Here is a 24,494-nt window from a genome sequence, read left to right as displayed (position 1 = left end):
AGCAGGTTGAGACCTAGTGGGTCGGCCCGAGGAAGGCCAGCCATCGGCGTTCGGCAAGGCGGAACAGGCCGACTAGCGCAAAAGTGACGGTCAGGTAGATCAGCGCGGCGATGCCGAACGACTGGAAGGTCAGGAAGGTCGCCGAGTTGGCGTCCCGAGCAACTTTGAGCACGTCCGGGATGGTCGCGGTGAAGGCCACGGTGGTCGAGTGCAGCATCAGGATCACTTCGTTGCTGTAGTACGGCAACGAGCGACGCAAGGCCGATGGCATGATCACGTAGGCATACAGTTTCCAGCCGGTCAGGCCGTAAGCCTTGGCCGCTTCGACTTCGCCGTGGTTCATGCTGCGGATGGCCCCGGCGAAGATCTCCGTGGTGTAGGCGCAGGTGTTCAGGGCGAAGGCCAGGATCGTGCAGTTCATCGCATCGCGAAAGAACGCGTCCAGTACGGGCTGGGCCCGAATGGCGGCCAGGCTGTAGATCCCCGTGTAACAGATCAATAGCTGGATATAGAGCGGCGTGCCACGGAACAGGTAGGTATAGAACTGCACCGGCCAACGGATGTAGAAGTGCGGCGATACACGGGCGATGGACAGCGGGATCGACACGATAAAACCGATGAAGATCGAAGCGCTGAGCAGCCACATCGTCATGGCCAGGCCGGTGATGTTGTTGCCGTCGCTATAGAGGAAGGGTTTCCAGTATTCCTGCAGGAGTTCGATCATCGTACGGCCTCCCGGGTCCCGGCGGAGTAACGACGTTCGAGCCAGCGCAGGATGACGTTGGACGCGCTGGTGATCACCAGGTAGATCAGCGCGGCAAGCACCAGGAAATAAAACAGCTGATAGGTACTTTTACCGGCGTCCTGGGCAGCCTTGACCAGGTCGGCGAGGCCGATGATCGACACCAGGGCCGTGGCCTTGAGCATCACCATCCAGTTGTTGCCGATACCCGGCAGGGCATAACGCATCATCTGCGGGAACACCACAATCCAGAAACGCTGGCCGCGCTTGAGGCCATAGGCGGTGGCCGCTTCGACCTGACCCCGCGGAACGGCGAGAATCGCGCCACGGAAGGTTTCAGTGAAATACGCACCGTAGATGAAGCCCAGGGTGATGACCCCGGCACTGAACGGGTTGATCTCGATGTATTCCCATTCCATGTAATCGGTAAACGAGGTCAGCCAGGTTTGCAGGCTGTAGAAGATCAGCAGCATCAGGACCAGGTCCGGAACGCCGCGAATGAGTGTGGTGTAGAGCTGGGCAGGCACGCGCATCAGTTTGACTTTTGACAGCTTGGCACTGGCGCCGAGCAGCCCGAGTAGCACGGCCAGCAACAGCGACAACGCCGACAGCTTGATCGTCATCCAGGTGCCTTGCATCAGCAGCGGACCGAAGCCCTTGAGGCTGAAGGCAGAGAGCCCCAGATTTTCTAATAAGGTTTCGAACATAAATCAGCAACCTGATCGGATGAAAAAAGCGCCCATCGAGAGATGGGCGCCGGGCATTATTTGCCGCTGTACAGATTCAGATCGCCAAAGTGTTTCTTCTGAATGGTGGCGTAGGTGCCATCATCGTGTAACGCTTTGATACCTTTATCCAAAAGTGCTTTCAGCTCGGTGTTACCTTTCTTAATACCGACCGCGGTTTTGGCAGGCAGCAGTTCGCTGTCGACTGGCTTGCTGACTTCGTAGCCTTCACCTTTTGGTGACTTCAAGAAGCCCAGTTCGGCTTGCAGCATGTCCTGGATCGCTGCGTCGAGACGGCCGGAAGTCAGGTCGGAATACACCTGATCCTGATTCTGATAGGCCTGGGTTTTCACGCCGGCCTTGTCGAGAACGGCTTTGGCGTAGGCTTCCTGGATGGTGCCTTGCTCGTAGCCTACGGTTTTGCCCTTCAGCGAAGCGACGTCTTCGGTCAGGCCGGAGCCTTTCTTGAACACGTAGGCGGTTGGGCCGGAGAACAACTCGCTGGAGAAGTCGATGACTTTTTCACGGGCCGGGGTAACGGTCATCGACGAAATCACGCCGTCGAATTTATTGGCTTTCAGGCCCGGAATCATGCCATCGAAGTCACTCTCGACCCACTTGCACTTGACCTTCAGTTCGGCGCAGATCGCGTTCCCCAGATCGATGTCAAAGCCTACCAGGCTGCCATCGGCCGCTTTCGATTCGAACGGTGCGTAGGAAGGGTCAACGCCGAAACGCAGTTCTTTGTACTCCTTCGCCATGGCGGAACCAGCCGCCATGCACAACGCCAGTGCAGAAAGGGTCAGCAATGCTTTTTTCATTATTCAATCCCTAAAAACCAATATGAGCGCTTGTGGCGCAGAATTATTGTTACTGGAAAGCGTAAGACCTGTTGAAAGTAGCAATTTCCGAACCAGAGTGCCGAACAAGCGTTTTATTTAGGTACTTGGAAATGGCCGGAGACAGATTTATGCACGAAAACGGGCGCAGGGAAATGGGTGCACCAAATCAACTCGCCACAAAAGAACGGATTGACTGAGCAGGTTTCGCAGGGCCGGGCACTCCACCTCGTGACACGACTTGTCCTTGAGTCAGCGCAACCGCGATAACGATTCAACATTCAACCTCTATTTTGAATGTCAGACCGCTATCGCGGGCAAGTAAAGGGCTGGGTTATTTACCGGGTGTCAGCGTCAACCGCGCCTTGCCATAGGCATTGTCGAAGTTCTGCGGCTGCATCGGCAGGCTCATGTACTGGCCCTTGAACCACGGCTCGATGCTGTTGAGGTAGTTCGGGCTGGCCGGGTTGCCGGACTGGCCGGTGCCGTTCTGCGCCATCAGCGGTTCGGACTGGCCGAAGTCGACGATAAAGCGCATGGCTGGCGCCAGCGTGGTGTTGAAGTCCTGGCCCCAGGCGAAGGCGGCGGTGTTGAGAGTGGTGTGATCGCCACCGGCCGGCAGCGGTCCGCGTACGATCTGGCCGCTGCTGTTTTTCCATTCATAGCGATGCAGTCTGCCCCATTGCCAGGCTTTGTGATCGCCGCCCAACTGGCTGTCGCCGGCGCTGATCGCGGCGGCGAGGCTGCGAGCGAGGATGGCCGGTTTGTCTTCTTTCTGGGCGGTGCGCACGTCATCCCAGAACGGGCTGTCCTCACGCCCGAGCAAGTGATCGGCCTGGGCCGCGTAGGACAACTTGCCGTCGGCGACAAAAGCTTTCCACGTCGGGCTGCTTTCCGGGCCCAGTTCATCGAGGAAGATCTGCCGCGTGCTTTCCTGCAGGAACAGTTCGTAGATGGCCGCATCGGTGGAGGTCGGGCTGAGCTTGCCGTCGAACGCCATCAAGCGACTGTAGGCTTCGTGTGCCTTGGCACGATCGGCCGCCGGCAAGGCGTCCATGGCTTGTTTGAGTGGCTGGGCCATACCCGGCGCTTCGAACATTTTCTTCAGCTTGGCAGCGAAGGTGGTGGTCTGGTCGTATTGCATGGCGATCAGGCTGCGGCTGTCGTGTTTGCCTGCACCGGCCAGTTCGGCCAGGCGCTCGCCGCGCTCCGGAGCGGCCCAGGAATTGGACAGCTGCATGCCGTAGCCATGGGGAATGACCCGCTGGTTGGCGGTGCCGAGCCAGCCCTGAGCCGGGTCCTGATCGTACGGGTGCAGCATCGGGTCGGCGTAACCGTCCCAATCGTATCGACCTTCCCAGCCCGGGGAGGGCAGCAAGCCTTCGCCTTCGCGGCGGTTCGGGTAGCGGCCGGTGACTTGCCAGCCGATGTGATTCGCGTCGGCGAACACCAGGTTCATCGCAATGGCGCGGATTTCGCGGCTGGCATCCGAGGCTTTCTCGACACTCTGGGCGCGGGACAGGTCGAAGAGCGCGTCCAGGGTCCTGTCGTCGGTGAAGTTCGGCGTCTGCAAGGCCAGGCCGAAACCATTGGCCAGCGTGGTGCCCTGGGCGCTGTTGAGCAGCGGGCCATGGCGGGTTTCGTACACCGCTTCGCGAATCGGCCGCTGGCCTTTGACGAAATAGGTTTCGTTGCGCACGATCGCCGGCTGCCACTTCCCGGCGTTTTCGTAGGTAAGCCCGTTGCTCTGGCGCTTGATCTTCTCCAGGAACAGGTCCTGGTTGTCGCCCATCACGGACGTCATGCTCCACGCCACCTTGCCGTTGAAACCTCCAAGCACCATCGGCAGACCTGCGATGGTCACGCCGGATGCCTGATACTTCGGCGTGCGAATCTGCACGTAACTGAACAATGAAGGCACGCCCAGCGGGCCATGACTGTCACTGGCCAGCAGGCTCTTGCCGCTGCGGCTGCGGTGTGGAGCGATGGCCCAGTTGTTCGACGAAGTGGCGCCCAACAGGTTCAGGTCCGACAGTTGGCCCGTGGCTTTGCTGAGTTCGGCCAGCCCCGGTACTTGCCCGTTGAGCTTGAGGCCTTGCAGTTTTTCGCTTTCGGCGACCGGCAGTTTTTCGTCGGGAGCCGACGGCGTCAGCCACGCGAGTTTGTCGGTGGTAACGGTCTGGGCCAGTACCAGCGAGGAAATTTCTTCCGGCAGGTTGGTCGACTGGCTGAAGTTCAGCAGGCAGAAAATCAGCGCCGAATCCTCCGGCTGCCAGTACTCAGGCTTGTAGCCGGTGGCCGCCAGATCCGTCGGCAGTTTGTCGCGATAGCGGAACAGGTAGGCGTTGACCCCGCGCGCATAGACTTCGAAGAAACGCTTGAGGCGCGGTGAAGAAGCCTTGTACAGCTCGCCAGCATTTTTCTTCAGGTTGACCGCCCGCATGTAACGGTCGGCATCCAGCAGGTCCGCACCGTGCATCTCGGCCAAACGGCCCTGGGCCAGCAGGCGCAGGGTGACCATCTGGGTGATGCGGTCGCTGGCATGCACGTAACCGAGGGTGAACAGCGCGTCGTGGAAGCTGTTGCTTTCGATCAGCGGCATGCCCATGGCATTGCGGCGCACCGAAACGCTCTGCGCCAGGCCCTTGAGTGGTTGTACGCCGGAGGTCGGCGGGAGGGTGTCCTGGGCGTTGAAGTTCTGACAACCGGTCAGGCTCAACACACCGGCCACTGCTGCGGCAACGCCGAACCGGGGTAGAAAATGAGTAAGGGCTGGCGAGGCCATGGCAAAGCTCCTGCGGGGGTAGAGGCGGCGGCGCGCAATAAAGGCGCTACGTTAGTGAGCGGGAGGTGGCCGCGCAAGCGGGGTACAAGGTTATTTCAGGATTTGTCTGATAAACCGGAAAGATCGCAGTCTTGTCAGTCGCAATGGGGGATGTTGAAGTGCGAAACGCTCAACAATTCAAGAGAACAGTCGGCATGGAGCTCAAGGCAAACGCGGCACTGATCATCATCGATCAACAAAAGGGCATCCTGCACCCCAGACTTGGCCGCAGGAATAATCCAGAGGCCGAAGCGCGCATGCTGGACTTGCTTGGCCATTGGCGATGCACCGCTAGGCCGGTGATCCATGTGCAGCACCTGTCGCGCTCGGAGGACTCGGTGTTCTGGCCGCAGCAGTCGGGGGTGGAGTTTCAGGAACGGTTTGAGCCAATGGCCGGTGAACGCTTGATCCAGAAGCAGGTGCCGGATGCGTTTTGTTCGACGGGGCTGGAGGCGCAGTTGCGCGAGGCGGGGATCGGGCAGTTGATCATCGTCGGTGTCGCGACCCACAACTCGGTGGAGTCCACGGCGCGTACCGCGGGCAACCTGGGGTTTGATACGTGGGTGGCCGAGGATGCGTGCTTTACCTTCGACAAGGCTGATTTCTTTGGCCAAGCCCATAGCGCCGAAGTGGTGCATGCGATGTCGCTGGGGAATTTGCACGGTGAGTATGCGACGGTGGTCAGCACCGCATGTGTATTAACGGCTGACTGAAAAACCTGTAGGAGCGAGCTTGCTCGCGATGGTGTGTCAGCTACACAGATGTCGACTGACAGTCCATCGCGAGCAAGGGAACTGCATTCACAGCACAGATCTGCTCGCGAAGACGATTCAACAGGCGAAGCAAGTCTTCGCCCGAAGCATCAAGCGCCGTGGCACTTCTTGAATTTCTTGCCGTTGCCGCATGGGCACGGATCGTTGCGGCCGACGTCTTTCAGGGCATTGCGCACCGGTTCCTGGTGAGCGTGGCCGCAGTTCGGACCGTGGACATGGCCGTGGTCGTGATCATGGTGGTGATGGTCATGATCATGATCGTGATTGCAGTCAGGGCCGTGGACATGGGGTTGCTGGATCATCGGTGTTGCTCCGGAATTAAATCGGCGGCGATTATCACGCCATTGCGCGTCAGGTGCACGTAGTGGGTGATGAATATACCGGTTTCCAGTTCACCTTCCAGACGATAGGGAATGGGTTGATCGGATTTTTTCAGCAGTTTGGCCAGGTCACGGACCTTGGACCACAGGTTGGTGCGGATCGGTACCTTGAAGTAAGCGCTGTGCCTGGGGCTGATGGTGAACCAGTGTTCGTACTCGCCGTCGGCCAGCAGTATGTCGCCCAAGTGAACGCGGTACTCCAGACCGCGCACCGTCAGGTCGCTGTCGTTGGGGTTGTCGATGCGAAAATGCAGGAGGAATTTCTGTTCCAGCAGTTTGGCGTTGACCACCTCGATCTTCACCAGATGGACCTCGGGGTCCGGTAAGTCGTCGTCGAACCACGACGCACAGCCACCGAGTCCCAATGTCAGGAACAAGGTGAGCAGACAGAGTGCGCAGCGACGGATGATCATCGTGGTGTTTCTCCCTTGAGCCCCAGTCTAGACCCAAAGGATCGCAGCCTTCGACAGCTCCTGCGTGGTGGTCAGTCATTCCATGTACTAGCTGCTGAAGTACCCCGCACAACACTTCTTGAACTTCTGCCCACTCGCGCACGGGCAAGGGTCATTGCGCCCGAGTTTGAGTTGCACGGTCGGGTCGATGAAATACCAGCGCCCGGCGTTCTGTACGAACGATGAGCGCTCTCGATGACTGTGCTCGCCATTGCTGTCGTGCCAGCGCGCGGTGAAGGTCACGAAAGCGTGTTCAGGCTGGCCGCCCAGCACTTCGGAGCTTTCCACCTCAAGGCCCAGCCACGTACTTTGCGCGCTCCAGTCGCTGATCGATTGACGGTCCAGGCCGGCCTGTTGGGCGGGCAGGGTGGTGGCCACCAGATAGTCGACCAACCCCAACACATAGGCGCTGTAGCGTGAGCGCATCAAGGCTTGGGCGCACGGCGCCGGGTGTCCGGCATGGTAGTGACCGCAGCAGGCGTCGAGCAGGGTGCCGCTGCCGCAAGGGCAAATGGATGTACTCATTGCATTACCACCAGTATTTCCCGAAGTTTTCCGGATTGGCCCAGAAGCGCGAATTGAGCCAGTCGGGGACTTGTTTGTATTCAAGCAGATCGTAGGTAAACAGGGTCAGGACCTGTTCGTCCCGTTGGAAGCGTTCACTGGCTTGCAGGGCCAGGGAGAAAAAGTCGGTTTCCTGCCAGCCACAGGCCGGCAGATCCGCCAGCACCGCGATGCGGCTGGCGTTGAGGTTGCGGATGCCACCCAGCAGGTTCAGGCCGTCGCGCTTGGGCAGATGCTCCAGGCAATCGACCACCAGGGCCAGGTCGAAACGGCGGGCCGCCAACTCGTCGGGCAACGGCCCGGGGGCGGCGAAAGCGACGCAGCTGTCCGGGTGAGCGAGTTTGAAAGCCTCCAGTGCCGGGAACTCGCTGGCGCCGATCAACAACAGACGTGCTGGGGCATATCGGTCGAGTAGCGCGGCCAGTGCCTGTTGTGGCGTGCGTGAAGAAATACCTGCAGTCATCGAAGATCCTCAATCAGATCTGCCAAGACTAGCCTGCCCTTACGTTCGGGCCTAGAGCGCCTTGGCGACAAAAGCGCCGAGCTGCCGTTAATACGCAAATAAACAGCATGGCCTATTGCTGGCGGAGTTTAAAACTCGGGTCTTTACTACCTGAATCGGTTCTAAGCCGATCCTTCAGGAGAAAACTAGATGAGCATAGTTCGGACAGCATTACCCTTGGTTCTGCTAACCAGTGTCTTGACTGGTTGCGCAGGTTTGCAGAAAACCGACTGGCCGACCTGTGCGGCTGTTGGTGGTGTCGTGGGTGCGGGCCTCGGAGCGACCGAAAGCTCGGCATGGGCAGGGTATGGTGCTCTGCTCGTCGGCGGTACGGCAGCGGCTTATTGCTGGGTGCACGGTGATGGCGACGAAGACGGCGACGGTGTGCCGGATAGTCGTGACAAGTGCCCAGGCACGCCTAAAGGCGTTCAAGTCGATGCCAACGGTTGCCCACCACCTGCGCCTGTGGTCGAAGAAGCGGTTGTGGTCCAGGAAGAAACCATCGTCATTCGCGATGTCCACTTCCAGTTTGATAAAGCCACGCTTACCTCGTCCGACAAACTGGTACTCGACAAGATTGCCACTCGCCTGAAAGCCGAAGCCCCGACTGCTCAACTGACCGTAACCGGCCATACCGACAGCGTGGGTAGCGACGCCTACAACCAGAAACTGTCGGATAAACGCGCCCACTCGGTGGTTGAATACCTCATCGATCAAGGCGTACCTCGCAGCAACTTCGTGTCGGTTGTCGGTGCCGGTGAAAGCCAGCCGGTTGCAGACAACAAAACCGCTGACGGTCGTGCACAGAACCGCCGTACCGAAATCAAAATCCAGCGTTAGGCCCCCCTCGCATCCGCGCCTTGTGCAGTCGCGGATGCGGGTCTTTACTCCTGTGTAACCGGTATTGGCCGGGGACACAGGAGCTTTCAACATGATCGTTCTCACAAGGACCGTCTTGCCGGTTCTGCTACTTGGCAGCCTCTTGACCGGCTGCGCGACCCACAGCGATGGCACCGCCCCCCTCAATCAACGCACCTGGCCAATTTGCAGCCTCATCGGCGGTCTGGTCGGTGGTGGTCTGGGCGCAATCGAGAGTAGTGCCTGGGCCGCGGGTGGGGCGGCGCTGGGTATCTTGTCCGGCGGCTTGATCTGCTATGCCCAGGATGGCGACGAAGATGGCGACGGCGTTTTCGACCGACGCGACCGTTGCGCTGATACCCCTGCCAATACCCCGGTCGACCATCGCGGTTGCGTGGTGCCGCAGTACCCGGACAGCGTCCAGGTCGAGCCTGCGCAATCCGAAGTCATTACTCTGAGCGATGTACTGTTTGTCTTCAATCAATCCGAGCTGACCCCGACGGCGAAGAGTCAACTGGATGCGTTGATGAGCAAGTTCGAGGATGCCGATGTGGTCAGCATCAAGGTGGTCGGCCACACCGACAGTGTCGGTTCGGATGCCTATAACCAGGCCTTGTCGGAGCGGCGTGCCAGCAGCGTGGCGGAATACCTGTTGAGCCAGGGTGTGGCGCCGAACAAAATCACCAGCGAAGGCAGGGGCGAGAGCCAACCGATTGCCGACAACGAAACAGAAGAAGGCCGTGCGAAAAACCGTCGCGTGGAACTGCATATAAACCGCTGAGCCAAGAGATAGAGCCGTCGAGCGACTGGTGTGATCGCTGCGACGGCCGTTCGGCGGCCTCCATGAAGAATTTTCCGTTGCCCTCTGGCTTATCCCGCGTGGAAGCCGTTACTGTGCGCGCAAACAATAATTCTCATCGGGGGCGCGTATGAAAGTCATATGGGGACTGGGGCGATTACTGACCTTGCTGTTCTGGGCGGTAGTGCTGGTCAATCTGCTCACACCGTTTGTCTTTCCGCTGCACCCGTTGGTCAACCTGGCCGGCGGCCTGTTGGGGTTCATCCATCTCCTGGAAGCGTTGCTGTGCTATCGCAGCCTTCGAGGTCGCACCCATCCCTGGCTTGACCGCTTGAAGATCGTCTTTTTCGGCGTATTCCACCTGCAAACCATTCCAGCCCCCACCGCTTCGAAGGCTTCCCATGCGTAAACTCTGTCTGCTCGCCGCACTCATCAGCCCATTGGCCTGCGCACAGGTGGTGAGTGTCGAACCCAACTCGCTGATGCGCTTGCCCAACACCGCCAGCGCCCTGCAACTGGAACGCCTGGAAGTGGCCGATTACGGCACCTTGCTGATTCCTTCGAACGTCACCGAAGTCACCGTGGGTGAATTGCATCTGGGGCGTGAAGCGCGCATTGCCATCGTGCCGGGGGAACAGGCGCTGGCGCTGAAGGTCCGTCGCGCTGATTTGTCCGAAGGCAGCCAGATCACCTCCCGTGGCTCACCCGGGACCTACCAGAAGGCCGCTCGATCCGGGCGCAGCCTTGATTTGCAGATCAAGACACTGAACGCAGCGCAATTGACCGTTGATGCTCGCGGTGGTGCGGGTGCACCGGGGTTCGTTGGTCTTGATGGGGGTAACGGTCAGGAACCGGGCTGCACATGGGGTCAGGCCGGTCGCGGTGCTGATGGCAGTGATGGCAGCAACGGTCAGCCGGGAGCACCGGGGGCGCTGGTCAAACTGGCAGTGCCGCACGACTTCCCGGCAGACCGGATCAAGGTTCAGGTGGCTGGCGGTGCCGGTGGCCTGGCCGGCCTGGGCGGCAAACCGGGCGCAGGTGGCAAGGCCAAGGGCTGCCTGATTTACAAGGCCGATGGTGGCAAGAGCGGTAAACCCGGGGCTGATGGTCAGCCTGGGCCAGAAGGTGCCGCTGGTTCGGTGACGGTGCAGCGGTTGTAAGATGCGTCGAAAGCCCTGTGGCGAGGGGGCTTGCCCCCGTTGGGCCGCGAAGCGGCCCCATTTCCGGCATTCGCGAAGGTTAGTGGTGTCTGGTTTACGACTGCTTCGCAGCCGAACGGGGGCGAGCCCCCTCGCCACAAAAGTTCGGCAGAATCAAAGCATAGGCCGGGCCGCAGCAATCACCACCAAAGCCAACCCTACCAGCAGATTGATCCCCACCAACTTGCGGATCCGTCCCAGCACCGCTGCACCGGCTGGCCAATCCTGCTCGGCCACCGCGGTGCGCAGTTCCGGCAGCATCAGCGCCTGAATGCGGATGAACAGCGCGGTCATTACCACATACAAGCCCATCATTACCTGCACATAGCGCGGCGCGGCTTCAAAACCATTGAACTGCATGTGCAGCATGCCCACGCCGCTGACCGGCAATAGCACCACCGCCACCCAGACCCAGCGGAAAAAGCCTTGAAACACTTCTACCCACAGCTTCAGTCGGGCTGGGCCTTCAAGTGCCTTGATTGCGGCGGGGCGCAGGACCATCCAGGCGAAAAACATGCCGCCGACCCAGACCAGGGCCGCCAGTACGTGCAGGCTATAAATGAGGCTAAAAGGTGTCATTGGGTTACTCCGTTCTGCGCGGGATTCATTAGCGGGGTATGATAGCGACCGAACCGAACTACTGAAAATTTATCCAGCGTTTTTTGCGCCCGACAATCCATGATCAGCACTGAACTCAAAACCACGATCCAGGGCGCCTACTCGCGTTTTCTCGAAGCCAAGAGCCTCAAGCCGCGCTACGGCCAACGCCTGATGATCGCCGAAGTCGCCAAGGTCCTGGGTGACATCGACACCGACGACGAAGGCCGGCGCAGTGGCGACCCCGCGATTGTCGCGGTGGAAGCCGGCACCGGTACCGGCAAGACCGTGGCCTACAGCCTGGCGGCGATTCCCACGGCGAAGGCCGCCGGCAAGCGCCTGGTGATCGCCACGGCCACCGTGGCCCTGCAAGAGCAGATCGTCTACAAGGACTTGCCTGACCTGATGCGCAACAGCGGGCTGAATTTCAGCTTCGCCCTGGCCAAGGGACGCGGGCGCTACATGTGCCTGTCCAAGCTCGACATGTTGCTCCAGGAAGGCCACGCGCAGACCGCCACCGCTCAGTTGTTCGAAGAAGAAGGTTTCAAGATCGAGGTCGACGAGGCCAGTCAGAAGCTGTTCACCAGCATGATCGAAAAACTCGCCGGCAATAAGTGGGACGGCGACCGCGACAGTTGGTCCACCGCCCTGGAAGACGCCGACTGGGCGCGCCTGACCACCGATCACAGCCAGTGCACCAACCGTCATTGCCCGAACTTCGGCCAGTGCGCCTTCTACAAGGCCCGCGAAGGCATGGGCAAGGTCGACGTGATCGTCACTAACCACGACATGGTACTGGCCGACCTGGCCCTGGGCGGCGGCGCCGTGCTGCCGGACCCGCGCGACACCATCTACGTGTTCGACGAAGGCCATCACCTGCCGGACAAGGCCATCGGCCACTTCGCCCATTACACGCGCCTGCGCTCCACCGCCGACTGGCTGGAAACCACCGCCAAGAACCTCACCAAACTTCTGGCCCAGCATCCATTGCCGGGGGACCTGGGCAAGTTGATCGAGCAGGTGCCGGAACTGGCGCGGGAGATCAAGACCCAGCAGCAGTTCATGTTCACCGCGTGCGAGCAGATTGCCGATTTCAAGCCCGGCGAAGACGTCGAAGGCCGCGAGCGCCCGCGTCACCGATTCGTCGGCGGGGTGATTCCCGAGCACATGCGTGAAATGGGCATCGAGCTGAAGAAAGGCTTCGCACGGCTGACCGATCTGTTCACCCGCCTGACCGAGTTGCTCAAGGAGGGCATGGACGGCGAGGTCAACATTGGCATCGCCAGCAACCAGGCCGAGGAGTGGTATCCGCTGTTCGGCAGCCTGTTGTCGCGTTCTTCCGGCAACTGGGAGTTGTGGACCGCCTTCACCGTCGAAGACCCGGAAGACAACCCGCCCATGGCGCGCTGGCTGACCCTGGCCGAAAGCGGCTCGCTGTTCGATATCGAGGTCAATGCAAGCCCCATCCTCGCGGCGGAAATGCTCCGGCGCAACCTGTGGAACGTGGCGTATGGCTGCCTGGTGACGTCGGCGACCTTGACGGCCCTCGGCACCTTCGATCGCTTTCGCATGCGCGCTGGCCTGCCGAAAAAAGCCGTGACCGCCGTGGTCCCAAGCCCCTTTCATCATGCCGACGCCGGTGTGTTGCGGGTGCCGAACCTGAACGCCGATCCCCGTGATGCAGCGGCGCATACCGCCGCGATCATTCGTGATTTGCCTGAGCTGGTCGAAGGCTCGCGGGGCACGCTGGTGCTGTTTTCCTCGCGCAAACAGATGCAGGACGTGTTCGACGGCCTGGACCGCGACTGGCGCAAGCAAGTGTTCATCCAGGGCAACCTGTCGAAACAGGAAACCCTGAACAAGCACAAGGCGCGGGTAGATGGCGGCGATTCCAGCGTGTTGTTCGGCCTGGCGAGCTTCGCCGAAGGGGTCGACTTGCCCGGCGCCTATTGCGAGCACGTGGTCATTGCCAAGATTCCTTTCTCGGTACCCGATGATCCGGTCGAAGCGGCGCTGGCCGAATGGATCGAAGCCAGGGGCGGTAATCCGTTCATGGAAATCTCCGTGCCGGACGCCTCGCTGAAACTGGTCCAGGCCTGCGGTCGCTTGCTGCGCACCGAAGAAGACCGCGGCACCATCACCTTGCTCGACCGGCGCCTGGTGACCCAGCGCTATGGCAAAGCCATCCTCAACGCGTTGCCGCCGTTCCGTCGAGAAATTTCCTGAAGCACCGGTGGGCAGTTTTGCCCGCCGCGTTGTCTATCTCTCTGCCATCGCTTTTCCACTGGCCCATTGAAGGTCGTTAGGGAGAATTTCGTTCTCATGATTTGCCGTTCGTTGCCTGCTGTTTTTACCCTGCTGTTCGCAACACCGCTGTTGGCAGCCCCCGCCAGCCAGCAGACGCTGTTCAACTTTGTGCGCCCCGCCGACGTGGTCCAGGTGGCGACTCAGGACGCCAGCCTGCCGCAATCCAACGCCGAGCAAACCCCCGAGGGCGAAGTGCTGCGCCGGGTGACGTTCAACCCGGTTGCCCGGCCGACGTTGCGCCTGACCCCGCAAAGCGGCGCCTGGGACTGGTCGCAGTCGGGCGTCATGAGCCTGCGGATCCAGAGCGCCATGAACTGGGCCTTGACCCTTTACGTGACCATCCAGAGCAACGACGGCAAGACACTGGTCAGCCGCGTCGATCTGCCGGCGGGGCCTGCGCAAACCCTGTTGGTGCCTTTGCAAGCGACATCACCGCTGAGCCAGGGCATGAAGGCTGGCCCGCCGATGCCGATGACCGTTGAGGGGCAGCGAGTGTTGCTGGCCAGCAGCGCCGGTGAGCTGGATCGCAGCCGGGTGGTGTCGGTGAGCCTGTCGATGGACCAGCCCAAAGCCGCGCAAAGCATCCTGCTGGAGCGCTTTGGTGTGCAGGACGGTGAGTCGCTAACCCAAGCCGTGTATGGCGGGTTGGTGGATGCCTACGGCCAGTCGACCCGAAACAAATGGCCGGAAAAAATCAGCAGTGACGAACAACTGAAAAGCACCGCCAGCAAGGAGCAGCAGCAACTGAAAACCTGGCTGGCCGAGCGCGAGAAGTCCTCCCTGGACAAGTTCGGTGGTTTGACCAAAGGCCCGTCCTTCAAGGCCAGTGGCTTTTTCCGCACCGAGAAACGCGATGGACGCTGGTATCTGGTGACGCCGCAAGGCCATCCGTTTTACTCGCTCGGGGTTAACACCGTCGCTGCAGACGTCAACCCGACCTACATTGCCGGTCGTGAGTGGATGTTCGAATCCCTGCCCAAAGCAGATGACGCACTCGCCAGCCACTACGGCGAAGGCGACAACCGTGGCGGCAACGGTGCCGATCAAGGGCGTGGCTACAATGCCGGTCGCTGGTACGACTTCTACGGTGCCAACCTGCAACGCCTGTATGGCGACCCGTGTGTGAAGGGCAGCGATATCAAGGCGGGCGTCGCTGCGGCGGCCAAGGCGGATGCAGTTGAGGCGACCGCGGCCATGGCGGCGGAGCAACCTGTAGTGCCTGCAACTGCCGAGTCTGGTGTCGCCGAAGCGGCCAGGACTGAAGCGACGGTAGCGAAAGCCGCCGAGCAAAAACCCGTCGAACCGTGCAAGCCGCTGTTCGACGAGCAGCGTTGGGCCAGTCACACCCTTGATCGCTTGCAGGCCTGGGGCTTCAACACCATTGGCAACTGGAGCGCACCCGTATTGGGCGACGCTGATCGCGTGCCCTACACCTTGCCGCTGTCGATCGTCGGCGACTACGCCAGCATCAGCACCGGTACCGACTGGTGGGGCGGCATGCCCGACCCCTTTGACCCGCGTTTCGCGATGGCCACCGAACGTGCCGTGGCCATTGCCGCCCGCGATCATCGTGACGATCCGTGGTTGATCGGTTACTACGCCGACAACGAACTGGCCTGGGCCGGTCCCGGGGATGACCCGAAAGCCCGGTATGCCTTGGCCTACGGCACCTTGAAAATGACCACCGACGTGCCGGCCAAGCGCGCATTCCTCAAGCAGCTGCGTGACAAGTACCGCAATCAGGCTGGCTTGTCGAAAGCCTGGGGCATCGATCTGGCGGCCTGGGAACTGATGGAAGATCCGGGATTCGTGCCGCCGTTGCCAAGCGCCGAGCACCCGGAAATCGAAGCCGACTTCAAATACTTCCAGAAGGTCTTTGCCGACACTTACTTCAAGACCATCTCCGACTCGCTCAAGTGGCACGCGCCGAACCAGCTATTGCTCGGCGGCCGTTTCGCCATCAGCACGCCGGAGGCCGTGGAGTCCTGCGCCCAGTATTGCGACGTGTTGAGCTTCAACATGTACACCTTGCAACCCCAGGATGGTTACGACTTCGCCAGGCTGCGCAGTCTCGACAAACCGGTACTGATCACCGAGTTCAATTTCGGCTCGGCTGATCGTGGCCCGTTCTGGGGCGGCGTTACGCCTTTGGTGAAGGAGGAAGACCGCGGTCCGGCGTACGCCAACTTCCTCAAGCAGGCATTGAGCGAGCCGTCGATTGTTGGCGTGCATTGGTTCCAGTACCTCGATCAACCGGTCACCGGGCGCCTGCTTGACGGCGAAAACGGTCACTTCGGGTTGGTGGGCATCACTGATCTGCCGTTCCAGGGTTTTGTCGACAGCGTGCGCAAAAGCAACCTGGCGACAGTCGAGCAATTGGGCAAAGAGGCCGAGAAGGCTGCGGCCGCCGCCGACAAAGCCAGCCACGACGCTGAGGGCGGCCGCAAGGCCGAGGCCGGCAAGGGGCCGGGGAAGGGCGCTGGCGGGCACTCCGGGAATGGTCACTGAGCCCTGACACCGCGTTATCGTTCTTCGCGAGCAAGCCCGCTCCCACAGGAGGATGCATTCCAATGTGGGAGCGGGCTTGCTCGCGAAGGCGTCATCAGCATCTCCACTGCATTTCAAGTTGATGGCAGAGCGACCGCCCGGCCCAACCCTGTTCCCAAAACCCTCAAGGGCTGGAACAATGCCCGCCACTTTGTAGAGCGTTAATCCGGGGAGTTGCGGGTGCAGATTCAGGGTCATTACGAGCTTAAGTTCGAAGCGGTGCGAGAGGCGTTCGCGGCGCTGTTCGACGATCCCCAGGAACGTGGCGCAGCGTTGTGCATTCAGGTCGGCGGCGAAACCGTCCTCGATCTGTGGGCCGGCACTGCCGACAAGGACGGGACCGAGGCCTGGCACAGCGACACCATCGCCAATCTGTTCTCCTGCACCAAGACCTTTACCGCCGTCACCGCGCTGCAATTGGTGGCTGAAGGCAAGCTGCAACTGGATGCCCCGGTCGCGCGCTACTGGCCCGAATTTGCCGCTGCCGGCAAAGAGTCCGTCACCTTGCGTCAACTGCTCTGCCATCAGGCCGGCCTTCCGGCATTGCGCGAGTTACTGGCCCCCGAAGCCCTTTACGACTGGCAAACCATGGTCGACGCCCTGGCCGCCGAAACGCCGTGGTGGACGCCGGGCGAAGGCCACGGTTACGCGGCGATCACCTATGGCTGGCTGATCGGCGAATTGCTGCGCCGTGCCGACGGTCGTGGGCCGGGTGAATCCATTGTCGCGCGGGTCGCCAAACCGTTGGGGCTGGACTTCCATGTGGGCCTGGCCGACGAGGAGTTCCATCGCGTGGCCCACATTGCGCGGGGCAAGGGCAGTGTCGGCGATGCCGCCGCCCAGCGCCTGCTGCAAGTGACCATGCGTGAGCCAGCGGCCATGACGACCCGGGCGTTCACCAACCCTCCGTCGATCATGACCAGCACCAACAAGCCCGAGTGGCGACGCATGCAACAGCCAGCCGCCAATGGCCATGGAAATGCCCGCAGCCTGGCCGGGTTCTACGCCGGCCTGCTCGACGGCAGCCTGCTGGAAAGCGAAATGCTCAATGAGCTGACCCGCGAGCACAGCCTCGGCGAGGACAAGACCTTACTGACCCGGACCCGTTTCGGTCTGGGCTGCATGCTCGATCAACCGGACGTTGCCAATGCCACCTTTGGCCTTGGCCCGCGGGCGTTTGGTCATCCGGGTGCCGGCGGCTCCATCGGTTTTGCCGACCCGGAGCACGACGTGGCTTTCGGATTTGTGACAAATACCCTGGGGCCGTACGTCTTGATGGACCCGCGTGCGCAAAAGCTGGTGCGGGTTCTGGCCACTTGTCTGTAAAAGCGGTTATCGGGTTCCAGGGCTGGAACCCGATAGCCTTTTCAGTTTCAAAGCGTCAGTTTGTGCGGGCCGCTGTGGCCAGATTTTTTTGACTTCATTCTTGTGGATATCCAATGTCATCCAATAAAACCCTCGCCTTGGCCCTGTGCTTTGCTATTACCGGTTGCGCACAGACTCCACAGAGAGATGCGACAGCCCCCGTTGCCAAGACTGAAAGTGGCAGCCATTGGTACTGGCCATTCGGTTCCGACGAGAGCGCCGGTAAGCCTGCGGCCAAGCCGGAGGTGAAACCTGAAGTCAAACCCGTTGCGGTGGCCAAGGCCGAAACCGATAGCGGCAGCAAGTGGTGGTGGCCGTTCGGCGGCAGCAAGCAGAGCGCCGCCAAGGCTGTGCCGATGCCCGACCCGAAAGTCACCCAGGCCTGGCTTGACGACTATGAACCGCGCCTGCGGGAGGCGGTCAAGGGCAGTAACCTGCAACTCGAGCGCCGCGAAAACGTGCTGGTGGTGACTGCGCCGGTCGAAGGCTCGTTCAATCCTGACCGTCCGGCCATGCTGCTGCCGGTCACACTCGGTCCGTTGACCCGCGTTGCCAAAATCCTTGAAGCCGATCCAAAGACCGCTGTGTTGATCCTCGGCCACAGCGATACGTCCGGCGCTGCACCTGCCAACGTCAAACTGAGCCAGGAGCGTGCCCAGGCCGTTGCGGCGATTTTCCGTCTCAGTGGTTTGCAGCGTGATCGCCTGATGCTGCGTGGTCTGGGCGGTGATGCGCCGCGCGCCGCCAACGACAGCGTGGAAGGGCGTGCGTTGAACCGCCGCGTGGAGCTGCTGGTGACCCCGCAAAACACCATGGCCGCACTGCTGAGCAAGTACAATATGCCGGCGCCGGCCCCTGTGACCAAGGTCACTGCTGCTGAGGTCAAGCCGGTCGCCAAGCCTGTGACACCGGCCCCGGCGGCTAAAAAGGCTGCTGTTCCAGCGGCGAAAAAAGCCCCCGCGAAAAAAGCACCGGCCAAGAAAACACCTGCGAAAACCGCAACGCCGGCGAAAAAGACCACGCCAGCCAAAGCCTCCGCGGCTGACAAGAAAGGCGCAGCCACCGATACTTCAAAGCAGTGATTCGTTAACCAAAAGGAATGCGCCATGACCCAGGGCCTGGCTGATATGCGTCGTGACTACACCCGTGATGGCTTGACCGAGGCACAAGCCCCGGCCGAGCCGTTTGCGTTGTTCCACCAATGGTTCGCCGACGCGGTGAAAACCGAACAGGTGCCGGTGGAAGCCAACGCCATGACCCTGGCCACCGTTGACCAGGACGGTCGACCGCACTGTCGCATTCTGTTGCTCAAGGGCCTGGACGAGCAGGGCTTCACCTTTTTCACCAACTACGACAGCGCCAAGGGCCAGCAACTGGCCGCGAATCCGTATGCGGCCATGACGTTTTTCTGGCCGGCGCTGGAGCGCCAGGTGCGCATCGAAGGGCGGGTGGTGAAGGTGACGCCTGAAGAGTCCGACGCCTACTATCAGGTCCGTCCACTGGGCAGTCGCCTGGGAGCCTGGGCGTCGCCGCAGAGCCAGGTGATCGCCGATCGTAGCGAGCTCGAAGCGCTGCTCAAGGACACCGAGCAACGTTTCAGCGACACCCAGCCCCATTGCCCGGAACACTGGGGTGGTTATCGCCTGCTGCCGGAACGCATCGAATTCTGGCAGGGTCGCCCAAGCCGCCTGCACGACCGCCTCAATTACCGCCAGCAGGGCGCCGACTGGATTCTTGAACGTCTGGCACCCTGAGCAGTCTACCGATCGGGATAGCCTGCCGCAGCGGCCTCCAGCCACTTCGGCAGGTCTCGACGCTTGATCTTCTGCGCCTGAGCACTCGCCAATCGTTCGAGCATGAAGGCTTTTTTCTGCTCGTCCTTGCCCGCCAGCGCTAGCGCCAGGTCGCGGTCCATCCAGCGTTTGATCCGCACGTACAGCCACCAATGGAAGTACAAACCGGCAACAGTCGTGACGACGATGATAAAGTAATCCATGGGAATCCTTGGCCAGTGGGGCAGCTTTGCGAATTTGCCGCTACTGTGTGAGTTCGTGGAGGCGCCTTAACGGAGCCTGAATCAAACCAATTTTACCCGGGCGATGCCGTGACAGGCGTCAAGCAGCGGAGTTTAATGAACAACTGTTTTTTTGGAGTTGATGCTATGCGTAAGTCTGTTCTGCTGGTTGCTTCCTTTTCCACGATGGCGATGTTGCTCACTGGTTGCCAATCGAGCCTGACCGGTGACTCCTACTCCCGTGACGAGGCGCGTCGCGTGCAGACCGTTCGCATGGGCACCATCGAAGCATTGCGCCCGGTGAAAATCGAAGGCACCAAAACCCCGATCGGCGGCGCTGCAGGTGCAGTGGTCGGCGGCGTTGGCGGCAGTGCCATCGGTGGCGGCAAAGGCAGCGTCGTTGCAGCGGTTATCGGTGCCGTGGCCGGTGGCCTGCTCGGTTCAGCGGCTGAAGAAGGCCTGACCCGCACCCAGGGCGTGGAAATCACCGTGCGCGAAGACGATGGCAGCATGCGCGCCTACGTTCAGGAAGTTCAGCCGAACGAAGTGTTCCGTGTCGGCGAACGTGTGCGCATCGCCAGTGTGAATGGCACCAGCCGCGTTTCGCACTAAGCGCAAACACCGGCTAAACAAAAAACCCGATCAGGTGACTGATCGGGTTTTTTGTTTTTCAGCAGGTGAGTCCTGATTGATGCCGGCCGTTATGGCGGTTTATCAGGAAGCCAGCGCGCTGTTCTTGCGGCTCGCCATCGCCGTCACCACATAACCGATCAGCGCAGCCAGAATCGAACCGGTCAAGATCCCCATGCGGTCCATCCCGGCGAAATCACTCACGCCTGGCTCGAAGGCCAGCGAGCCGACAAACAGGCTCATCGTGAAACCGATGCCGCAGAGAATCGCCACGCCCAGTATCTGGCCCCAATTGGCACCTTGGGGCAGGGCGGCGATACCGGTTTTCACGGCCAGCCAGGTCAGGCCGAAGACACCGACGGTCTTGCCCAGCAGCAGCCCGATGGCGATGCCCATGGGGACGTGGTGAGTGAAGCTCTCGACGGTGACACCGCTCAGGGACAGGCCGGCGTTGGCAAAGGCGAACAGTGGCAGGATGCCGTAGGCGACCCACGGGTGCAGGGCATGCTCCAGGGCAAGCAGTGGCGAAGGTTCGGCATTTTTCGTGCGCAACGGAATGCAGAATGCCAGGGTCACGCCGGCCAGGGTGGCGTGGACACCGCTCTTGAGCACGCAGACCCAGAGGATCAGTCCAATGATCATGTACGGCCCGAGCTTGACCACGCCAAGCCGGTTCATCCCGATCAGCGCCGCAATACAGGTCGCGGCCAGCGCCAGAGACAGGGTCGACAGCGCGCCGGAATAGAAGATCGCAATGATGATGATCGCGCCAAGGTCGTCGATGATCGCCAGGGTCATCAGGAACAGTTTCAGCGATACCGGAACCCGTTTGCCCAGCAGCGCCAGTACGCCAAGGGCGAAGGCGATGTCGGTGGCGGTCGGGATTGCCCAGCCGTTCAGGGCGGCTGGCGTGTCGCGATTGAGGTACCAGTAGATCAGCGCCGGCACCACCATGCCACCAATGGCGGCGGCACCGGGCAGGACGATCTGCGACGGTTTGGACAACTGGCCGTCGAGGACTTCGCGCTTCACTTCCAGGCCGATCAGCAGGAAGAACAGCGCCATCAGGCCGTCGTTGATCCACAGCAGCAAGGGCTTGGCGATTTTCAGTGCGCCGATCTGGGCCACCACGGGGGTGTCCAGCAGGCCGTTGTACAGCCACGACAGCGGCGAGTTGTTGATGATCAGAGCCAGAACGGCAGCGGCGATCAGTAACAGACCGCTGGCAGCTTCCAACTGAAAGAAACGCGTGAAAGTGCTACGCAGAGGCAAGGTCGCTCTCCATCCATGAATTCAATAGGTGTTACACCCTAACAAGTACCGTTAGTTGTTAAAACAAAAGTTATATTCTTTTTTGTTATATGCCGTTACAGAGTGATCCCTCGGCACCGACCTGAGCCTAGCAGTTGCCGGGCGTATTGGATTTCATCTGTACCTGTGCTGGATGCAGGATTTTTCCTAAGCTTGTTGGATCAGCCTTGTCAAAAGGCCGACTCCTGCCCGATACAACGAGAAAACCATCATGAGCGACAACCGACAGTGGTCCCGCGAAGCGATCCGGATCATCGAAGCCGATTTCCAGCGCAGCGCCGACACCCACTTGATCCCCTTGCCGCTGCCGGGTTTTCCAGGCATCGAGTTGTATTTCAAGGATGAGTCCAGCCACCCCACGGGCAGCCTCAAGCACCGTCTGGCCCGTTCGCTGTTTCTGTATGCGCTGTGTAACGGCTGGCTCAAGCCCGGTGCGCCGGTGATTGAGGCATCCAGCGGTTCGACGGCGATTTCCGAAGCGTACTTCGCGCGCATGCTGGGCTTGCCGTTCATTGCGGTGATGCCGGCGACCACGTCCAAGGAGAAGATTGCGCAGATCGCCTTCTACGGTGGCCAAAGCCACCTGGTGGACGATCCGACCCAGATCTACGCCGAGTCCGAGCGCCTGGCCCGTGAGCACGACGGGCACTTCATCGACCAGTTCACCTACGCCGAGCGCGCCACCGACTGGCGGGCGAACAACAACATTGCCGAGTCGATCTTTCAGCAGATGCGTTTCGAGCAGCATCCCGAACCGAGTTGGCTGATTTCCAGCCCCGGTACCGGCGGCACCACGGCCACCCTGGGCCGATATGTGCGTTATCGCCAGCATGGCACCCGCGTGCTGTGTGCCGATGCCGAGCGTTCGGTGTTCTTCGATTACTACCAGACCGGCGATGCCAGCCTGCGACTGGACCACGGCTCGCGTATCGAAGGCATCGGCCGGCCGCGCGTGGAAGCGTCGTTTCTGCCCAAGGTGATCGACGCGATGGTCAAGGTGCCGGATGCCTTGTCGCTGGCGGCCATGCACTACCTGGCGGAGCGTCTGGGACGGCATGTGGGCGGGTCGAGCGGGACCAACCTGATCGGCGCACTGATGGCCGCCCAGCACATGAAGGCGGCAGGGGAGACGGGGTCGATGGTGGCGATTCTGTGTGACGGCGGCGAGCGCTATGCCACGACCTATTACGATCAGGGCTGGCTCAAGGCTCAGGGGTATGAGCTGAGTGGTTTGATGGCTGCGGTGGCAGCGACGGTGGAGCGGGGTGAGCCGTTGCCGGACTCGGTTTTGCGCTCCAATATCTGACACACCGAAGATCAAATGTGGGAGCGGGCTTGCTCGCGAAGACGGTTTCACATCCAACATATGCATTGGCTGATCCACCGCTTTCGCGAGCAAGCCCGCTCCCACATTAGAGTGTTATCAGGCCTCGAGACCGAGGATATCCCGGGCCACCGCTTCAGCAATGCGAATCCCGTCAACACCCGCCGACAGAATCCCGCCCGCATAACCGGCCCCTTCACCGGCCGGGAACAAGCCCTTCACGTTCAGGCTCTGCAGCGACTCGTTACGGGTAATGCGCAGCGGCGACGAGGTGCGGGTCTCGATCCCGGTCAGCACTGCGTCGTGCAGCGAGTAACCACGAATCTGCTTCTCGAATGCCGGCAAGGCTTCGCGAATTGCTTCGATGGCGAATGCCGGTAGTGCCAGCGCCAGATCACCCAGGGCAACGCCCGGCTTGTAGGATGGCTCGACGCTGCCCAGTTCGGTAGACGGTTTGCCCGCGATAAAATCGCCGACCAGTTGCGCCGGGGCTTCGTAGTTGCTGCCGCCCAGCACGAATGCGTGGGACTCCAGGCGTTCCTGCAGCTCGATACCGGCCAGCGGGCCGCCCGGATAATCGACTTCCGGCGTGATGCCGACGACGATGCCGGAGTTGGCATTGCGCTCGTTACGCGAGTACTGGCTCATGCCATTGGTGACCACGCGGTTTGGCTCGGAAGTCGCCGCCACCACGGTGCCGCCCGGGCACATGCAGAAGCTGTAGACCGAACGGCCGTTCTTGGCGTGGTGCACCAGTTTGTAGTCGGCGGCGCCCAGTTTCGGGTGGCCGGCGTACTTGCCCAGGCGCGCACGGTCGATCAGCGACTGCGGGTGCTCGATGCGGAAACCCACCGAGAACGGCTTGGCTTCCATGAACACGCCACGGCCGTGAAGCATGCGGAAAGTGTCGCGGGCGCTGTGGCCGAGGGCCAGGATCACGTGTTTGGAGTGGATCTGTTCGCCGCCATTGAGTTCGACGCCGACCAGTTGGCCGTCTTCGATCAACACGTCGGTGACGCGCTGCTGGAAGCGCACTTCACCGCCCAGGGCGCGAATCTGCTCACGCATGTTTTCCACCACGCCGGTCAGACGGAACGTACCGATGTGCGGTTTGCTGACGTAGAGGATTTCTTCCGGAGCACCGGCCTTGACGAATTCGTGCAGGACTTTACGGCCGAGGAATTTCGGGTCCTTGATCTGGCTGTAGAGCTTGCCGTCGGAGAACGTCCCCGCGCCGCCTTCACCGAACTGCACGTTGGATTCCGGGTTGAGCACGCTTTTGCGCCACAGGCCCCAGGTGTCCTTGGTGCGCTGGCGTACTTCGGTGCCGCGCTCGAGGATGATCGGCTTGAAGCCCATTTGCGCCAGCAGTAGCCCGGCGAAAATCCCGCACGGGCCGAAGCCGACGACGATCGGCCGCACACTCAGATCGGCCGGCGCCTGGCCGACTTCCTTGTAGCTGACATCCGGCGCCACGTTGACGTTACGGTCATCGGCAAACTTGTGCAGTACCGCCGCCTCATCGCGAACTTCAAGGTCGATGGTGTAGATGAAGCACAGTTCGGAGGACTTTTTGCGCGCATCGTAGCTGCGCTTGAACAAGGTGAAATCGAGCAGGTCATCGCTGGCAAGCCCTAAGCGCTGCACGATGGCAGGGCGCAGGTCTTCTTCGGGATGGTCGATCGGCAACTTGAGTTCGGTGATTCGTAACATGGCGGGATCCGGTTCGCGGGGCGCACAAC

The 24,494-nt window shown here is 60.9% G+C and carries 24 protein-coding genes; 12 read left to right on the top strand and 12 right to left on the bottom strand.

Annotation, left to right across the window (positions count from 1 at the left end; genetic code table 11):
• Positions 1–13: 13 nt before the first annotated feature.
• The 4 genes from KGA98_RS11475 to KGA98_RS11460 all read right to left on the bottom strand — a co-directional run bounded on the left by KGA98_RS11475 (position 14) and on the right by KGA98_RS11460 (position 5,091).
• Entirely contained in the window at positions 14–724 is a 711-nt protein-coding gene (locus KGA98_RS11475; RefSeq protein ID WP_057716129.1) for an ABC transporter permease, read from the bottom strand.
• Positions 721–1,449 (bottom strand): ABC transporter permease, encoded by a 729-nt coding sequence (locus KGA98_RS11470; protein ID WP_057716128.1) that lies wholly within the window; start codon positions 1,447–1,449, stop codon positions 721–723. Before KGA98_RS11470 ends, KGA98_RS11475 begins: the two co-directional genes overlap by 4 nt.
• A gap of 56 nt (positions 1,450–1,505) precedes the next feature.
• Positions 1,506–2,288: a transporter substrate-binding domain-containing protein gene (locus KGA98_RS11465; protein WP_057716127.1), complete on the bottom strand. Its 783-nt coding sequence runs from the start codon at positions 2,286–2,288 to the stop codon at positions 1,506–1,508.
• A 352-nt stretch (positions 2,289–2,640) separates the two neighbouring features.
• Entirely contained in the window at positions 2,641–5,091 is a 2,451-nt protein-coding gene (locus tag KGA98_RS11460) for a penicillin acylase family protein (RefSeq protein WP_223502372.1), read from the bottom strand.
• A 194-nt stretch (positions 5,092–5,285) separates the two neighbouring features.
• Here KGA98_RS11460 and KGA98_RS11455 point away from each other — a divergent pair, with 194 nt between their 5' ends.
• Entirely contained in the window at positions 5,286–5,843 is a 558-nt protein-coding gene (locus tag KGA98_RS11455; RefSeq protein ID WP_150812934.1) for a cysteine hydrolase family protein, read from the top strand.
• A gap of 149 nt (positions 5,844–5,992) precedes the next feature.
• Here the strand turns inward: KGA98_RS11455 and KGA98_RS11450 are convergent, their stop codons facing one another.
• The 4 genes from KGA98_RS11450 to KGA98_RS11435 all read right to left on the bottom strand — a co-directional run bounded on the left by KGA98_RS11450 (position 5,993) and on the right by KGA98_RS11435 (position 7,762).
• Positions 5,993–6,205, bottom strand: coding sequence for an SEC-C metal-binding domain-containing protein (locus tag KGA98_RS11450; protein ID WP_223502371.1), 213 nt, complete (start codon positions 6,203–6,205; stop codon positions 5,993–5,995).
• Positions 6,202–6,696, bottom strand: coding sequence for an LEA type 2 family protein (locus KGA98_RS11445; protein ID WP_150812935.1), 495 nt, complete (start codon positions 6,694–6,696; stop codon positions 6,202–6,204). The genes KGA98_RS11450 and KGA98_RS11445 overlap by 4 nt, the downstream gene beginning before the upstream one ends.
• 87 nt (positions 6,697–6,783) lie before the next feature.
• Complete coding sequence (locus KGA98_RS11440) at positions 6,784–7,260, bottom strand: YchJ family protein (protein ID WP_150812936.1); 477 nt, start codon at positions 7,258–7,260, stop codon at positions 6,784–6,786.
• 4 nt (positions 7,261–7,264) lie between these two features.
• On the bottom strand, positions 7,265–7,762 hold the full coding sequence (locus KGA98_RS11435; protein ID WP_090453527.1) for a DUF6231 family protein: 498 nt from the start codon (positions 7,760–7,762) through the stop codon (positions 7,265–7,267).
• A 189-nt stretch (positions 7,763–7,951) separates the two neighbouring features.
• Here KGA98_RS11435 and KGA98_RS11430 point away from each other — a divergent pair, with 189 nt between their 5' ends.
• The 4 genes from KGA98_RS11430 to KGA98_RS11415 all read left to right on the top strand — a co-directional run bounded on the left by KGA98_RS11430 (position 7,952) and on the right by KGA98_RS11415 (position 10,618).
• Positions 7,952–8,641, top strand: coding sequence for an OmpA family protein (locus KGA98_RS11430; protein WP_057716121.1), 690 nt, complete (start codon positions 7,952–7,954; stop codon positions 8,639–8,641).
• A gap of 91 nt (positions 8,642–8,732) precedes the next feature.
• On the top strand, positions 8,733–9,440 hold the full coding sequence (locus KGA98_RS11425; RefSeq protein ID WP_102669871.1) for an OmpA family protein: 708 nt from the start codon (positions 8,733–8,735) through the stop codon (positions 9,438–9,440).
• 148 nt (positions 9,441–9,588) lie between these two features.
• The gene (locus tag KGA98_RS11420; protein WP_223502370.1) at positions 9,589–9,867 is read left to right on the top strand and encodes a DUF1145 domain-containing protein; all 279 of its coding nucleotides are present in this window, start codon (positions 9,589–9,591) and stop codon (positions 9,865–9,867) included.
• A complete protein-coding gene (locus KGA98_RS11415; RefSeq protein WP_223502369.1) occupies positions 9,860–10,618 on the top strand; it encodes a collagen-like protein in 759 nt (252 codons plus the stop codon). Before KGA98_RS11420 ends, KGA98_RS11415 begins: the two co-directional genes overlap by 8 nt.
• A gap of 153 nt (positions 10,619–10,771) precedes the next feature.
• Here KGA98_RS11415 and KGA98_RS11410 read toward each other — a convergent pair whose 3' ends face one another.
• The gene (locus KGA98_RS11410) at positions 10,772–11,236 is read right to left on the bottom strand and encodes a CopD family protein (protein ID WP_223502368.1); all 465 of its coding nucleotides are present in this window, start codon (positions 11,234–11,236) and stop codon (positions 10,772–10,774) included.
• A gap of 99 nt (positions 11,237–11,335) precedes the next feature.
• On the opposite strand from KGA98_RS11410, the gene dinG reads away from it, so the two are divergent.
• The 5 genes from dinG to pdxH all read left to right on the top strand — a co-directional run bounded on the left by dinG (position 11,336) and on the right by pdxH (position 19,227).
• On the top strand, positions 11,336–13,480 hold the full coding sequence (dinG, locus tag KGA98_RS11405) for an ATP-dependent DNA helicase DinG (RefSeq protein WP_007992389.1): 2,145 nt from the start codon (positions 11,336–11,338) through the stop codon (positions 13,478–13,480).
• Between the two features lie 96 nt (positions 13,481–13,576).
• Positions 13,577–16,069, top strand: a complete 2,493-nt coding sequence (locus KGA98_RS11400) for a beta-galactosidase (protein ID WP_223502367.1) — start codon at positions 13,577–13,579, stop codon at positions 16,067–16,069.
• Positions 16,070–16,288: 219 nt separating this feature from the next.
• Entirely contained in the window at positions 16,289–17,434 is a 1,146-nt protein-coding gene (locus KGA98_RS11395; RefSeq protein WP_223502366.1) for a serine hydrolase domain-containing protein, read from the top strand.
• 113 nt (positions 17,435–17,547) lie between these two features.
• Positions 17,548–18,555, top strand: a complete 1,008-nt coding sequence (locus KGA98_RS11390) for an OmpA family protein (RefSeq protein WP_223502365.1) — start codon at positions 17,548–17,550, stop codon at positions 18,553–18,555.
• A gap of 24 nt (positions 18,556–18,579) precedes the next feature.
• A complete protein-coding gene (pdxH, locus tag KGA98_RS11385) occupies positions 18,580–19,227 on the top strand; it encodes a pyridoxamine 5'-phosphate oxidase (RefSeq protein WP_223502364.1) in 648 nt (215 codons plus the stop codon).
• 5 nt (positions 19,228–19,232) lie between these two features.
• Here pdxH and KGA98_RS11380 read toward each other — a convergent pair whose 3' ends face one another.
• Positions 19,233–19,469 (bottom strand): hypothetical protein, encoded by a 237-nt coding sequence (locus KGA98_RS11380; RefSeq protein WP_046041257.1) that lies wholly within the window; start codon positions 19,467–19,469, stop codon positions 19,233–19,235.
• A 165-nt stretch (positions 19,470–19,634) separates the two neighbouring features.
• On the opposite strand from KGA98_RS11380, the gene KGA98_RS11375 reads away from it, so the two are divergent.
• Positions 19,635–20,099, top strand: coding sequence for a glycine zipper 2TM domain-containing protein (locus KGA98_RS11375; protein WP_057716111.1), 465 nt, complete (start codon positions 19,635–19,637; stop codon positions 20,097–20,099).
• 102 nt (positions 20,100–20,201) lie between these two features.
• Here the strand turns inward: KGA98_RS11375 and nhaA are convergent, their stop codons facing one another.
• Positions 20,202–21,389: a Na+/H+ antiporter NhaA gene (nhaA, locus tag KGA98_RS11370; RefSeq protein WP_057716110.1), complete on the bottom strand. Its 1,188-nt coding sequence runs from the start codon at positions 21,387–21,389 to the stop codon at positions 20,202–20,204.
• 247 nt (positions 21,390–21,636) lie between these two features.
• Between nhaA and KGA98_RS11365 the strand changes: the two genes are divergently transcribed.
• Complete coding sequence (locus tag KGA98_RS11365; RefSeq protein ID WP_223502398.1) at positions 21,637–22,734, top strand: PLP-dependent cysteine synthase family protein; 1,098 nt, start codon at positions 21,637–21,639, stop codon at positions 22,732–22,734.
• 117 nt (positions 22,735–22,851) lie between these two features.
• Here the strand turns inward: KGA98_RS11365 and KGA98_RS11360 are convergent, their stop codons facing one another.
• Positions 22,852–24,465, bottom strand: a complete 1,614-nt coding sequence (locus KGA98_RS11360) for an NAD(P)/FAD-dependent oxidoreductase (protein WP_090453539.1) — start codon at positions 24,463–24,465, stop codon at positions 22,852–22,854.
• Positions 24,466–24,494: the final 29 nt, after the last annotated feature.

Origin of the sequence: Pseudomonas sp. BF-R-24 (genome assembly GCF_019947335.1) — a bacterium.
GTDB lineage: Bacteria > Pseudomonadota > Gammaproteobacteria > Pseudomonadales > Pseudomonadaceae > Aquipseudomonas > Aquipseudomonas jessenii.
This window is presented reverse-complemented; position numbering and strand designations above follow the sequence as displayed.

Coding starts and splice junctions, on each gene's coding strand:
- KGA98_RS11475 (WP_057716129.1), bottom strand. CDS start 724: ATGATCGAACTCCTGCAGGAATACTGGAAACCCTTCCTCTATAGCGAC.
- KGA98_RS11470 (WP_057716128.1), bottom strand. CDS start 1,449: ATGTTCGAAACCTTATTAGAAAATCTGGGGCTCTCTGCCTTCAGCCTC.
- KGA98_RS11465 (WP_057716127.1), bottom strand. CDS start 2,288: ATGAAAAAAGCATTGCTGACCCTTTCTGCACTGGCGTTGTGCATGGCG.
- KGA98_RS11460 (WP_223502372.1), bottom strand. CDS start 5,091: ATGGCCTCGCCAGCCCTTACTCATTTTCTACCCCGGTTCGGCGTTGCC.
- KGA98_RS11455 (WP_150812934.1), top strand. CDS start 5,286: ATGGAGCTCAAGGCAAACGCGGCACTGATCATCATCGATCAACAAAAG.
- KGA98_RS11450 (WP_223502371.1), bottom strand. CDS start 6,205: ATGATCCAGCAACCCCATGTCCACGGCCCTGACTGCAATCACGATCAT.
- KGA98_RS11445 (WP_150812935.1), bottom strand. CDS start 6,696: ATGATCATCCGTCGCTGCGCACTCTGTCTGCTCACCTTGTTCCTGACA.
- KGA98_RS11440 (WP_150812936.1), bottom strand. CDS start 7,260: ATGAGTACATCCATTTGCCCTTGCGGCAGCGGCACCCTGCTCGACGCC.
- KGA98_RS11435 (WP_090453527.1), bottom strand. CDS start 7,762: ATGACTGCAGGTATTTCTTCACGCACGCCACAACAGGCACTGGCCGCG.
- KGA98_RS11430 (WP_057716121.1), top strand. CDS start 7,952: ATGAGCATAGTTCGGACAGCATTACCCTTGGTTCTGCTAACCAGTGTC.
- KGA98_RS11425 (WP_102669871.1), top strand. CDS start 8,733: ATGATCGTTCTCACAAGGACCGTCTTGCCGGTTCTGCTACTTGGCAGC.
- KGA98_RS11420 (WP_223502370.1), top strand. CDS start 9,589: ATGAAAGTCATATGGGGACTGGGGCGATTACTGACCTTGCTGTTCTGG.
- KGA98_RS11415 (WP_223502369.1), top strand. CDS start 9,860: ATGCGTAAACTCTGTCTGCTCGCCGCACTCATCAGCCCATTGGCCTGC.
- KGA98_RS11410 (WP_223502368.1), bottom strand. CDS start 11,236: ATGACACCTTTTAGCCTCATTTATAGCCTGCACGTACTGGCGGCCCTG.
- dinG (WP_007992389.1), top strand. CDS start 11,336: ATGATCAGCACTGAACTCAAAACCACGATCCAGGGCGCCTACTCGCGT.
- KGA98_RS11400 (WP_223502367.1), top strand. CDS start 13,577: ATGATTTGCCGTTCGTTGCCTGCTGTTTTTACCCTGCTGTTCGCAACA.
- KGA98_RS11390 (WP_223502365.1), top strand. CDS start 17,548: ATGTCATCCAATAAAACCCTCGCCTTGGCCCTGTGCTTTGCTATTACC.
- pdxH (WP_223502364.1), top strand. CDS start 18,580: ATGACCCAGGGCCTGGCTGATATGCGTCGTGACTACACCCGTGATGGC.
- KGA98_RS11380 (WP_046041257.1), bottom strand. CDS start 19,469: ATGGATTACTTTATCATCGTCGTCACGACTGTTGCCGGTTTGTACTTC.
- KGA98_RS11375 (WP_057716111.1), top strand. CDS start 19,635: ATGCGTAAGTCTGTTCTGCTGGTTGCTTCCTTTTCCACGATGGCGATG.
- KGA98_RS11360 (WP_090453539.1), bottom strand. CDS start 24,465: ATGTTACGAATCACCGAACTCAAGTTGCCGATCGACCATCCCGAAGAA.